General features: G+C 61.4%; 10 protein-coding genes and 1 pseudogene. 2 read left to right on the forward strand and 9 right to left on the reverse strand.

Annotated elements, in window-relative coordinates:
- Positions 1-5 precede the first annotated feature (5 nt).
- The 3 genes from uvrC to AB4O08_RS02415 all read right to left on the reverse strand — a co-directional run bounded on the left by uvrC (position 6) and on the right by AB4O08_RS02415 (position 2,989).
- Entirely contained in the window at positions 6-1,829 is a 1,824-nt protein-coding gene (uvrC, locus tag AB4O08_RS02405; RefSeq protein WP_010211276.1) for an excinuclease ABC subunit UvrC, read from the reverse strand.
- Between the two features lies 1 nt (position 1,830).
- Entirely contained in the window at positions 1,831-2,472 is a 642-nt protein-coding gene (gacA, locus tag AB4O08_RS02410) for a response regulator transcription factor GacA (protein WP_010211277.1), read from the reverse strand.
- Between the two features lie 151 nt (positions 2,473-2,623).
- Complete coding sequence (locus tag AB4O08_RS02415) at positions 2,624-2,989, reverse strand: helix-turn-helix domain-containing protein (RefSeq protein ID WP_010211278.1); 366 nt, start codon at positions 2,987-2,989, stop codon at positions 2,624-2,626.
- A 112-nt stretch (positions 2,990-3,101) separates the two neighbouring features.
- On the opposite strand from AB4O08_RS02415, the pseudogene AB4O08_RS02420 reads away from it, so the two are divergent.
- Positions 3,102-3,252 (forward strand): annotated as a pseudogene (locus AB4O08_RS02420) (helix-turn-helix domain-containing protein); the annotation flags it as partial.
- A 35-nt stretch (positions 3,253-3,287) separates the two neighbouring features.
- Here the strand turns inward: AB4O08_RS02420 and AB4O08_RS02425 are convergent.
- Positions 3,288-3,719 carry a GNAT family N-acetyltransferase gene (locus AB4O08_RS02425; RefSeq protein WP_010211279.1) on the reverse strand — a complete coding sequence of 144 codons (432 nt, stop codon included), beginning with the start codon at positions 3,717-3,719 and terminating at the stop codon, positions 3,288-3,290.
- Between the two features lie 612 nt (positions 3,720-4,331).
- On the opposite strand from AB4O08_RS02425, the gene AB4O08_RS02430 reads away from it, so the two are divergent.
- The gene (locus AB4O08_RS02430) at positions 4,332-5,411 is read left to right on the forward strand and encodes a 3-deoxy-7-phosphoheptulonate synthase (protein ID WP_021493367.1); all 1,080 of its coding nucleotides are present in this window, start codon (positions 4,332-4,334) and stop codon (positions 5,409-5,411) included.
- A gap of 19 nt (positions 5,412-5,430) precedes the next feature.
- Here the strand turns inward: AB4O08_RS02430 and AB4O08_RS02435 are convergent, their stop codons facing one another.
- The 5 genes from AB4O08_RS02435 to AB4O08_RS02455 all read right to left on the reverse strand — a co-directional run bounded on the left by AB4O08_RS02435 (position 5,431) and on the right by AB4O08_RS02455 (position 11,920).
- Positions 5,431-6,132, reverse strand: coding sequence for an NAD(P)H-dependent oxidoreductase (locus tag AB4O08_RS02435; protein WP_010211281.1), 702 nt, complete (start codon positions 6,130-6,132; stop codon positions 5,431-5,433).
- 86 nt (positions 6,133-6,218) lie between these two features.
- Entirely contained in the window at positions 6,219-7,826 is a 1,608-nt protein-coding gene (locus AB4O08_RS02440; RefSeq protein WP_045792300.1) for a 5-guanidino-2-oxopentanoate decarboxylase, read from the reverse strand.
- A complete protein-coding gene (locus AB4O08_RS02445) occupies positions 7,816-9,924 on the reverse strand; it encodes an acetate--CoA ligase family protein (protein ID WP_010211283.1) in 2,109 nt (702 codons plus the stop codon). Before AB4O08_RS02445 ends, AB4O08_RS02440 begins: the two co-directional genes overlap by 11 nt.
- A 16-nt stretch (positions 9,925-9,940) precedes the next feature.
- Complete coding sequence (locus tag AB4O08_RS02450) at positions 9,941-11,101, reverse strand: acyl-CoA dehydrogenase family protein (protein ID WP_045792302.1); 1,161 nt, start codon at positions 11,099-11,101, stop codon at positions 9,941-9,943.
- 27 nt (positions 11,102-11,128) lie between these two features.
- Positions 11,129-11,920, reverse strand: coding sequence for an enoyl-CoA hydratase/isomerase family protein (locus AB4O08_RS02455; protein WP_045792303.1), 792 nt, complete (start codon positions 11,918-11,920; stop codon positions 11,129-11,131).
- Between the last annotated feature and the right edge of the window lie 42 nt (positions 11,921-11,962).

The raw sequence follows: 11,962 nt of genomic DNA on the forward strand, positions 1-11,962 counted from the left end.
GCATTCTATTCGCTATGCAGATTCGCATAAATCAACTCAGCGAGCTTTTTACTGATACCGGGTGCTTTGGCTATTTCGTCAATGCTGGCACGGGATAGCTCTTGCAAGCCACCAAAATGTTTAAGCAAGTCGCGTCGCCGTGTCGGCCCGACGCCCGCCACCCCTTCCAGGGTTGAGGTTCGCCGGGTTTTGCCACGCCGGGCGCGGTGACCGGTAATGGCGAAACGGTGGGCTTCGTCACGGATCTGTTGAATCAGGTGCAGCGCAGGTGAGTCGCCCTTCAAGGTGAACTCATGGGCGGCATCATTCAAGTACAACGTCTCGAAACCGGCTTTGCGCGTGGCGCCCTTGGCCACGCCGAGCAGGATCAGGTCGGGCACTGCCAGTTCGTTGAGCACGTCACGCGCCATCGACAACTGGCCCTTGCCACCGTCCACCAGCAGGATATCCGGGAGTTTGCCCTCGCCGTCCTTAAGCTTGCTGAAACGCCGGGTCAGGGCCTGGTGCATGGCCGCGTAGTCATCGCCGGCAGTGACGCCTTCGATGTTGTAGCGCCGGTAATCGGATTTGATCGGCCCTTCCGGACCAAACACCACGCACGACGCCACGGTGGCCTCGCCGCTGGAGTGACTGATGTCGTAGCACTCCAGGCGCTGCGGCGGTTCGTCCAGGTTGAGGACTTCGGCCAGGGCATCGAAGCGTGCGGCGACGTGCTGTCGATTGGCCAGGCGCGCACTCAGGGCCTGTTCGGCGTTGGTCACCGCCAGTTGCTGCCAGCGCGCGCGGGTGCCACGTACGCGGTGGCTGATGTCCAGCTCGCGGCCGCGCAGTTCGTGGATCGCCTCGATCAGCGTGGGGAAGTCTTCATGCACCACGTTGACGATCAGCTCCGACGGCAAATCGCGCTCGGGGCTGCTGACGTAGTACTGCCCAAGGAAGGCCGCCATGACTTCGGCCACGTCCTCGTCGATACCGGTCTGTGGGAAAAAGTTCTTGCTGCCCAGTACCCGACCACCCCGCACGCTGATGAGGTGCACGCAGGCGCCGCCTGGGTTGACGAAGGCCGCGATCACATCGACGTCGCCGGTGCCGCCCTCCATGCTCTGCTGGTCCTGGACGCGGCGTAGCAGTGAGATCTGGTCACGTAGCTCGGCGGCGCGCTCGAAGTCCAGGGTGCTGGCGGCCTGCTCCATGGCACCGGACAGTTCATCGGTGAGGGCATTGCTCCGCCCTTCCAGAAACATCACCGAGTGGCGCACATCCTCGGCGTACTCGGCCGGCTCGACCAAGCCCACGCAAGGCGCCTTGCAGCGCTTGATCTGATACTGCAGGCAAGGCCGGGTGCGGTTCTTGTAGAAACTGTCTTCGCACTGGCGCACAAAAAAGGTCTTTTGCAGCAGGCTCAGGCTCTCACGGATCGCGCCGGCACTCGGGTACGGGCCGAAATACTTGCCCTTCTGCTTCTTCGCGCCACGGTGAATGCTCAGCCGTGGGAAGTTGCCGTCGGATAAAAACACGTAGGGGTAGGATTTATCGTCGCGCAGCAGGATGTTGTAGGGCGGGCGCCACTCCTTGATCAACGTCTGCTCAAGCAGCAGCGCCTCGGTTTCATTCGCGGTGATGGTGGTTTCGACCTGGGCGATGCGCGCCACCAGCGCGGCGGTTTTCGGCGCGAGACCGCTCTTGCGAAAGTAGCTCGCCAGGCGGTTCTTCAGGTTCTTGGCTTTGCCGACATACAGCAGGCGCGCCTCGCTGTCGAACATGCGGTACACGCCGGGGCGGCCACTGCAGGTTGAGAGAAAGGCACTTGGATCAAACGGTGTGCTCATGTCAGGCGCTGGCGTCCACCATGCCGTGGCGCACCGCGAGCAGGGTCAATTCAACATCACTGCTGATGGCGAGCTTCTCGAAAATGCGATAGCGGTAGGTGTTGACGGTTTTGGGCGATAGGCACAATTTATCGGAGATGGTCTGCACCTTCTGGCAACCGACGATCATCAACGCGATCTGGATTTCCCGCTCCGACAGCACATCGAACGGTGAGTCGCTGACGGGTTGGAAGGATTTGATCGCCAATTGCTGGGCAATCTGCGGGCTTATGTAGCGCTGGCCGGCAAACACCAGGCGAATGGCTTGCACCATCTCCGCCAAGCCCGCGCCCTTGGTCAGGTAACCCGCCGCTCCCGCCTGCAACAAGCGCGTCGGGAACGGGTCTTCTTCACACACAGTTACCACCACGACTTTGATGTCCGGATGGCTGCGCAACAATTTGGTCGTGGCGCCAAGACCGCCGATACCAGGCATCTTGACGTCCATCAGCACCACATCGGGTTTCAACTCCCGGGCCTTGATCAGGGACTCTTCCCCGGACTCGGCCTGGCCGACTACTTGCAGGCCATCGATGTCAGCCAGCATTCGTGTAATGCCTGTACGAACGAGATCATGGTCATCGACTACTAGCACCCTAATCAAGCAGACACCTCGCGATATGGTCTTATAGGTTGCTGAACACCTTAGCAAAAAACCAAGGCGCAGACCTAGCTGCAAGCGTCATATATATAGAGTTTGAACACACAGTATCCATCCACCGAGTGGCGAACGGCTCTATTTGCTGGTCAATAGGTCAGGAATTCCGGGGCTGCGGCTTGATTTTTCTACTCTGCAAAATGGAGTGCTCGGCCAGGGTTGCCGTCAAGCGGCGTATAGCAGCCTGGTCTTCCTTGAACATTACGCGGTAGTCACCCAGTACCTTTTCTTCAATCTGGCTGAGGTTTTTCAGTTGAATCGGCGTAATCACGCCGGTCAGCACGTACAACACATCCACGCCTCTCTCGGCAACACGCGACAAGTAGTCGGCCTTGGGCACGCGCCCTCCACTTTCGTATTTGCCTTGTGCGTTGGCTTCAACGCCGCCTATTTCACCAAAGACTTTTTGCGACAGGCCAAGTCGCTCTCTTTCTTGCCTCAAACGCGAACCGATTCCACTCATTTGAATGCATGCTCCTATTTGGCACACCTCAAGAGGTGACACGCTCATCTCTTTATTAAACGAACTTGAACGGCTTTAAACTACGCCCGGAATCCGTAATGCTGCATAAGCCAATCCGGCAACCACCTATCAAGTGCTCGCTGGGCGCAAAAAGGGACGGCGTGGAGAAGCCCATAAGGTAGCGGTCCTTTTGGGCATGAAAGAAGGGATCATCCTTTATTAAGGCTGATGGCCAAAACAACGATCAGGAGGTCGTCTCCTGAAGCCAGTATGCGCCTATTAGGATTGACTGCATGATTTAGCGGGATGGGCAGACACGCTCCATACGCCAGAAGCAGTCCTCCTCACCGACAATGCTCAACCCCCTACGCTGATAGAGCCGCCTGGCCGGATTGGTCTTGAATACCGTCAAACGCAGCAAACCCAACGCCTGCGCCTTGAGCGCCATCTGCTCCAGCACCCAACTGCCCGCACCCAATCTGCGACACGTTTCGAGCATATGCAGCTCTCGGATGTAGAGCGCACGGCTGTCGCGGCTCAGGCTGACAAAGCCCATCACCCCGTCGTCATTGCAGATCAGCCAGTTTTCACGGCCAGCCCAGGCGACGTCAAAACCATCGTTGGACCACATCAGCCCGTATTGCCGGTAGTAATGGCTCATAGCCTCAAAGGTCAGGGTGCGTGCGAACGGCAGGTCAAGGTCCGTGGCTGCGCGTAAGTGAAACGCCATCTGTCCGTATCCATCCCAATTAGAGTGTCCACAGCATATCGGCACTCACCCCATAGTCGTAAGTAGCCCATGACAATAGAAATTTCTGATTGAAACTACCGGTGTGCGTCAAGTAAGCTCTGCCAATCATTTGGAGACACACCATGTTGCAACTCACCCACACTCAGGTCTGCCCTGCTACCAGCGCCCCGCGCGCGGTATCGGCTACCCGTGTGAACGGTTCGAGCGCAGCAGTAAGCTTTTATTTTGGGTATTGGTTTAGCCACTGGCGCGCCTGATACCTGAAATCGGCGCCCACTACTCAAGGGGTCGCCTACCAGAGAAATCTAAACCCCCGGTCGGCTCCCCGACCGGGGGTTTTGTTTTTTCAGGCCTCTATTAATTTCGCAGAACACTTAAAGGACACACGACATGAACTACGCCACCTATTACCGCTACGACACCTCCACCGCATGGCGATTTAGCCAGCTCCGCTCGGGACAGCCTGCCGCCTCCGATCGGTCACCTCTTGGTGGCAAGCCAACACACGTAGCCAATACGGCCAATTGTCGAACACCCCAGTAGGGCAGAGCGCGCGGGAACAGCCCGCCGCTTGCCCAGGAAGCCTTGAATATGAACTCCGCCACCGCCGCTCTGCCGATTTCTGCACTGACCAGCGCCAATGAAGCCCTGACCCAGCGCCTGCCCAGCTCCCTTGAGCTCAAGCACCAACTGCCCCTCAGCCCGTTCCTCACCGAACAAGTCCACGCCCATCGCCACGCCGTGCGCGCCATCCTCAATGGCGAAGATTCGCGTTTGCTGGTGATTGTCGGCCCGTGCTCGATCCACGACCCTGAGTCGGCCATGGAATACGCGCGCAACCTAAAGAAGCTCGCGCTCGAAGTCAGCGACCAGATGCTGCTGGTGATTCGCGCCTACGTCGAAAAACCGCGCACCACTATTGGTTGGAAAGGCCTGGCCTACGACCCACACCTGGACGGCAGCGATGACATGGCCGCCGGCCTCACGCTGTCCCGCCAGTTGATGCGTGAAATGCTGCGCCTGGGCTTGCCGGTCGCCACGGAGCTGCTGCAACCCATGGCCGCCGGCTACTTCGATGACCTGCTCAGCTGGGTCGCGATTGGCGCGCGCACCACTGAATCGCAGATCCACCGCGAGATGGCCAGCGGCCTGGGCATGCCCGTGGGTTTCAAGAACGGCACCGACGGTGGCGTCGCAATTGCCTGTGACGCGATGCGCTCGGCGTCCCACCCGCACCGTCACTTCGGCGTCGACAGCCAGGGCCACCCGGCGATCATCCAGACCCCAGGCAACCCTGACACTCACCTGGTGCTGCGCGGAGGTCACCGTGGGCCGAACTACGATGCGCAAAGCGTGGCACAGGTGAAGCACGATCTGGCCAAGTCCAAGGTGGCGGCGCGCATCATGGTCGATTGCAGCCACGCCAATAGCGGCAAGGACCCGTTGCGCCAACCGGCGGTGTTCAACGAGGTGCTGGACCAGCGCCTGCAGGGCGACACCTCGCTGATCGGCATGATGCTCGAAAGCCATCTGTTCGAAGGCTGCCAGCCGCTGAGCGCGTCGATGAAATACGGCGTATCGGTGACCGATGGTTGCCTGGGCTGGAATGGCACCGAGCGGTTGTTGCGCAGTGCGGCCGAAAGGTTGCGGGAACAACGCAAGACCGACTGACATTTAAACGGTAATCCGCTCAGGATAGGGGGTATAGCGCCTCATCGAACTGCGCCAGCTTCGGAAACACCAAGGGCTGTTCATCCGCCAGCCCTTGCAACCGCTGCTCATACGCCACCAGGAAATCCTGCCGCGCTTCAGCGCTGATGTACGGCACATGCCACGCCACAAACGGCGCCAGCACGTCATAGCCCACATACGCCAACGTCCCGCGCAGAATCGGCCGCAGCATATCCTCCAGCGGCCCATGAATCGCGCCCTCACCGAACATATGCTCGCGCCCGCCCAGGGTCACCGTGATCATCGCCCGTTTGCCCGCCAGCCCGCCCTGATCATAAAAGCGCTTGCCGCCGTAACACACCCCCGACACCAGCACCCGGTCGATCCAGCCCTTGAGCATCGCCGGCGCCGAGAACCAGAAGATCGGAAAGTTGAGGATCAACAGGTCAGCCCACAGCAGCTTGTCCAACTCGCCCTGGATATCTGCGGCGATTGACTGCTTCTTCACCCCCAGGCGCTGCTCCAGGGCATATACCAGGTAATCCGGATTTTCCCGCGACGAAAAGTCCGCCGCCGACGCCACCGGGTTCCACCGCATGGCGTACAAATCGCTGACCTTTACCGCATGCCCCAGGCCCTCCAGCGTGGCGACCGCCCGATCGCGCAAGGCCGCGGTGAATGACTGCGGTTCAGGATGGGCGTGAACAATCAAAACCTTCATGGGATGTCCTCAAACAGTGTGCGCCGCCCGTTGGGCCAGCAGATGATCGAGCCAGTCGGCCCCCCCTGATCTTGTCTCTCCAAAGGTCAACAGGCACAGGCATGTTTCAACTCGATCAAGGTCACGCCATTGCGTTTGAAAGCGTTGCGCAGGTCCGTCTGTAATTCATCCAGGTTGCGGGGCTGGTTCACGGTGCACCCGAACGCCTGGGCGAACAGCGCGAAATCCGGATTGCGAGGCAGCACGCCGATGGGCTCGATATCGAGGCTCAGCATGTCGTCACGAATCTGGCCAAGGGCGTCGTTGTTCCACAACAGCACCACCAACGGGCTGTCCAGTTCTTCCACGGCGGTGGCCAATTCCTGGGCGGTATAGAGGAAACCACCGTCGCCTACCAACACCAGGCCCGGCCGTTGTGGCGCGCCAAACTTGGCGCCGATGCCGGCAGGCAGGCCGTAGCCCAGGGTGCCGTAGCCGGTAGGATGCAACCAGCTGCGCGGCGCACGGCTGCGGTAGGCGTAATTGCCGGTGTAGGCCAACTGGGTCATGTCACTGCTGATGAATGCATTGGCCGGCAATTCGGCTTCAATGCGGTCGAAAATGGCTTGGTGGATGGACTGCAACGGGCCGTGCCCCGATTCGACCGCGTGCAACAACGCCGCCACCGTCGAGATGGCGGCTTCAGCGTTGCGCGCGGTGGTCGGCAGGCGTTCCAGCAAGGCCAGCACGGTCTGCTGCGCATCGCCTTTAAGCGCCACGGCACAGGGGTAGAAATCATTGAACTTGCGCGCGTCGATATCCACCCGCAGTAGCTCGCCGCCGAGAGGCAAACGCTCACACCAATAGTCGGTATCGGCCATTTCCGTGCCCACCGCCAGCACCACATCCGCCTCACTGATCAGTTGCCACCCGGGTTCGACGCAGAGGGTGGAACCGGCATTCAGCGGGTCATTGACAGGCAGTAAACCCTTGCCGGCCACGCTGGTGAAGAACGGCGCCGCCAACTGCGTACTCAAGCGCTGCAATGCCTCGCCAGCCGCCAACGCACCGCCTCCGGCGATGATCATTGGGCGTTTGGCAGCCGCCAGTTTAGCCGCGCCCTGATCCAGGGCTTTGGCCGACGGCAAACCGCAATCTGGCCGGCGTACGACCTCGTTGCTCCAGTCGCGCTGGATTGGCGCGGCCAACACGTCCAGAGGCACCGAGATATGCACCGGGCGGGGTCGCTCGCTGTCGAAGATGGCGTAGGCGCGGGCGACCAGTTCAGGCAAGTCCTCAGCGCTCAGAGCGACCGCCGAAAACGCGGTGATCGGCGCCGTGATCGCGCGCTGGTCCTGGGTCTCATGCAGGATGCCCCAGCCCTTGCCGAGGCTGGCGGTGCTGTTGACGCTGGAAATCACCAGCATCGGAATCGAATCGGCATAGGCCTGGCCAATAGCGGTGGCGGCATTGGTCACACCGGGGCCGGTGATCACAAAACACACCCCCGGCTTGCCGCTGACCCGCGCGTAGCCGTCAGCCATAAAGCCGGCACCTTGCTCATGGCGCGTCAGCACATGGCGAATGCCGCTACCGGGCAGGCCGCGATACAGCTCCAGGGTGTGCACACCGGGAATGCCGAATACCGTGTCGACGCCATAGTTGGCCAGCAGTCGCACCAGGGCCTGGCCACCGGTCATCGCTTTATCGTACATGTTCATCTCCTAGACGGATCAACGCATCGACCGCCGTGGCGCCCTGGGCATTGACCAACAATGGGTTCACATCCAGCTCCAGCAACTGCCCGGCATTGGCGCAGGCGTAGTCGGCCACGGCACGAATGGCCGTCACCAGGGCGTCCAGATCCGCCACTTCACGCCCGCGAAAACCTTGCAGCAATGCTGCGCTGCGCAGGCTGAGCAAGGCGTTGCGGATGGCACTGTCGGTGGTCGGCAACAACAGGCTGCGGCTGTCCTTGAGCAACTCCACCAGGATGCCGCCGGCGCCGATGACCAGGGCCAGGCCAAAGTCGTTTTCGCGTTTGATGCCCACGATCAACTCCGCCAACGGCGGTGTAGCCATCGACTCCAGCAGCAATTGATCGAAGACGACATGCGGTGCATAAGCCGAGATGTGCGCGCGCATCTGCTCAAGTGCAGCGGTCAGGGCCCTGCCGTTTTGCAGGTTCAGCACCACGGCACCGGCCTCGGTTTTATGCGGCAACTGCGCGCTGACCGCCTTGAGCACCAGGGGATAGCCCAGCATTTCTGCATCGCTGACCGCCCTGCCCGGCGTACTCAATACGCCGGCCGGTGTCGTAAGGCCGAATGCACGCAAGGCTTGCTTGGAGGCCCATTCGTCCAAGGCCTCGCCTCTGTCATCCAGGGCTTTTGGGCACAACGGTTCGAGGATCGATTCTCCTCGCTCCAGCAACACGCGGCGGTTGCGCGGGTAGTCGGCAATCCGCCCCCAAGCGGCCAATGCATCCTCTACGCCTTGCAGCGCAGCAATTCCCTGAGCATGCAGGCGCTCGCGGGCATGGGGCGGCAACAGTTCGGGAAGTGCCGAAGTGACGAACCCGGTCTTGCCATGGCGACCGAGCGCGGCGCAGAACAGCTCCAGCAACAGGTCGCACTCCTTGCGCTCACCCGTGAATTCGGCCGGGTAATCCAGCACCAGCATGGCGGCGTCGGCGGCGGTTCGCAGCACGGTGTCGAGCATCGCGTCGAGGGCATCACGGTCGCCCCAGATGGCGGTGGTGAAATCCAGCGGATTGACCAGGTTGGCGTAACTGGGCAGCACCTGGGCCAGTTCAGCACGTTGGTCGTCGTCCAGTGTCGGCAAGGCCAGGTGATTGCGTTCGGCGTAGTCGGCAATCAGCCCCGCATCGCCACCAGAACAGGCCAGTGCAATCAAGCGATTGCCCTCCGGAAGATTGCCGCACGCGGCGGCCTTCAAGGTTTCGACAAAACTCACGGGGCCGCTGACGCGGATCACGCCCAGGCGCGCAAACAAGCTGTCGTACAGCGCGTCGGAGCCCGACAGCGAACTGGTGTGACTCAAGGCCAGTTCCGCACCGATCTGCGACACGCCGGTTTTCAGCGCAATGATCGGAATGCCTTTCTCCAACGCCTTGTGCGCTGCTCGGGCAAACCCCGGCACATTCTTCAAGCCTTCCAAATGCAGGCCGATGGCGGTGACGCGCGGCTCATCGAGCAACACGTCCATCAGCTCGGCAACGCCCAGTTGCGCCTGATTACCGACCGAGGCCATGTAGGCCACTGGCAGCGAACGGTCGCTCATCGACAGGTTGTAGGCGAAGTTGCCGCTCTGGGTGAGCACCGCCACGCCCTTCTCTACCGACTTGCCGCCATGGGCCACCGGCCACAGCGCCGAGCAGTGCAGGTAGTCAAGCAGGCCGTAGCAGTTGGGGCCAAGCAAGGCCATATCGCCCGCAGCCTTCAGAAGTTGCTGCTGCAGAGCTGCACCGCCGGCCCCCGTCTCGGCAAAACCGGAGGCGTAGCATATGGCACCACCCGTGCCGATAGCGGCTAGCTCAGCCACGCAGGTCAGCGTCAACTCGCGATTGGTGGCGATAAACACCGCATCCGGCCCGCACGGTAAATCGGTCACGCGGCGCACGCAGGGGATGCCATCAAGGCTGTCATGCTGCGGGTTGACCAACCACATCGGCCCGGTAAATCCGCCGTCGGCACAGCGCTTGAGCGCACGCGCCATGCTGCGTCCACCAACGAAAGCCAGGTGCCGGGGCGCCAGCAGGCGTTTGAGATTGTCGCGAATAGCCTGGGACATACGCTCTCCTCGCCGATCAGCGCAACAGCGGCCGCAACAGTTCACGGGCGATGATATGGCGCTGGATTTCCGAAGTGCCTTCCCAGATCCGCTCGATCCGTGCGTTACGCCAGATACGTTCAACCGGCCCTTCATCCATCAAGCCCATGCCGCCAAAAATCTGCACCGCCTCATCGGCGACCTTGCCCAGGGTTTCACTGGCGAACAGCTTGGCCATGCCGGCCTCGCCATCGGTCATGCTGCCCTGATCCATCTTCCAGGCAGTGTGCAGGGTCAGCAGTTCAGCGGCCCGGATCTGTGTGGCCATGTCGGCCAGCTTGAAGCTCACGCCTTGGTAGGTGCCGATCGGCTGGCCGAACTGCTTGCGGTCCGCCGCCCATTGCAACGACACATCCAGGGCGCGCTGGGCCTGACCGACGCAGTTGGCGGCCACCATCACACGGCCGGCCGTGAGCCAGGCATTGGCCACCTCCCAGCCTCTGCCAACTTCGCCCAGCACCTTGGAAGCCGGGACGCGGCAGTCATCGAAGAACATTTCATAGGTGTGATAACCCCGGTTGCTTACGCACTTGGGGCCACGGCGGATGGTCATGCCGGGGGTGCCACGATCGACCAGGAACGAGGTCACGGCGTTGCGCTGCCGGCCATTGTGTTCGTAGGTATCGGTGACCGCGAACACGATGGCAAAATCGGCGTGCCCGGCATGGCTGATAAAGTGCTTGCTGCCATTGATTACGAAGTCATCGCCACTGCGCACGGCGCGGGTCTTGATGGCGTTGGCATCGGAACCGGCGCCGGGTTCGGTCAAGGCAAAACAGTCGACTTTCTTGCCTTGCACACAGGGCAACAGGTAGTCGCCAATCTGTGAGCCGGTGCACGCCATCAGGATCTTGGACGGCCGCGCGACAAACACATGCAAGGCCCACGAGACTTTGGACAGCTCCCGTTCGATCAGGGCCTGGGACAGGTAATCCAGGCCGCCGCCCCCCACCTCTTCCGGCATGTTGAAGGCATAGAAACCGGCAGCAATGGCCTTGTCGCGAATCTGCGCAGCCAGCTCGGGCGAGACCGCGTCGGCACGGTCCACCGCCTCTTCATGGGGCAACAATTCCTTGGCAACAAAACTGCGTACCGCGTCCACCAACATGTCTTGTTCTTGGCTGAGTTGGAAATTCATGGCGCTACCTGTTCGGAGGTGTTGTTGTTATTTGCCGCTGAAAATCGGAAGGCGTTTTTCCAGGGAGGCGCGCAAGGCTTCGGTACCGTCGGCGCTGCGTCCGCACAACAGCCCAGCGGCCAGTTCGGCCTGCAGTTGCGCGGGCAGGCTGCGCTCGGCGCCGTCACGGATCAGGGTCTTGGTCTGGGCGAAGGCAAAGGTCGGGCCGTTGGCCAGGCGCGTGGCGAGTGCGGTGGTATGGGCGTGCAGGTGATCATCCGTGACCACTTCACCGACCAGGCCCGCAGCCAGGGCACGGTCGGCGCTCCATAGCTCGTCAAGGAACAGCAGCCGCTTGGCTTGCTCGCTGCCGATCAGGCGCGGCAAGTGCCAACTGGCACCGGCATCCGGCGAGTAGGCCATGCTGGTGTAACCGGCCTTGAAGCGCGCCGATTGGGCGGCGACGCGCAGGTCGCAGCACAGGGTCAGGTCCATACCCGCGCCGACAGCGGTGCCGTTGATTGCGGCAATCGTGGGTTTGTCGAGGGTGTGCAGGCGGGTCATCAAGGCGTGGGCAGTGTCGGTCCAGCCATAAGTTTCGAGGGCGCCACGGGCTTCGGCGGCGGCCCACTCAGCCAGGTCGGCACCGGCGCAGAAGCTGCGACCGTTGCCGGTCAATACCACCACACGCACAGCGGGGTCGGTGTTGAAGGTATCGAGCAAGGCGTGCAGGTGCTTGAGGGTGGGAATGTCCAAGGCATTGCGCTGCGGGCCACGGTTGAGGGTGATCCAGGCAACGCCAGCTTGCACCTGAGTGAGCACGGGCGAATCGATAGTCATGGCTTCCTCGAATTATTTTAGTTGGCTTGAGGGGTGCGACAC

Source organism: Pseudomonas sp. H3_E07 (genome assembly GCF_054668895.1).

Bases quoted from the DNA above. Each gene is read 5' to 3' on its own strand.
- uvrC (WP_010211276.1), bottom strand. From the start codon at position 1,829: ATGAGCACACCGTTTGATCCAAGTGCCTTTCTCTCAACCTGCAGTGGC.
- AB4O08_RS02415 (WP_010211278.1), bottom strand. From the start codon at position 2,989: ATGAGTGGAATCGGTTCGCGTTTGAGGCAAGAAAGAGAGCGACTTGGC.
- AB4O08_RS02425 (WP_010211279.1), bottom strand. From the start codon at position 3,719: ATGGCGTTTCACTTACGCGCAGCCACGGACCTTGACCTGCCGTTCGCA.
- AB4O08_RS02430 (WP_021493367.1), top strand. From the start codon at position 4,332: ATGAACTCCGCCACCGCCGCTCTGCCGATTTCTGCACTGACCAGCGCC.
- AB4O08_RS02435 (WP_010211281.1), bottom strand. From the start codon at position 6,132: ATGAAGGTTTTGATTGTTCACGCCCATCCTGAACCGCAGTCATTCACC.
- AB4O08_RS02440 (WP_045792300.1), bottom strand. From the start codon at position 7,826: ATGTACGATAAAGCGATGACCGGTGGCCAGGCCCTGGTGCGACTGCTG.
- AB4O08_RS02445 (WP_010211283.1), bottom strand. From the start codon at position 9,924: ATGTCCCAGGCTATTCGCGACAATCTCAAACGCCTGCTGGCGCCCCGG.
- AB4O08_RS02450 (WP_045792302.1), bottom strand. From the start codon at position 11,101: ATGAATTTCCAACTCAGCCAAGAACAAGACATGTTGGTGGACGCGGTA.
- AB4O08_RS02455 (WP_045792303.1), bottom strand. From the start codon at position 11,920: ATGACTATCGATTCGCCCGTGCTCACTCAGGTGCAAGCTGGCGTTGCC.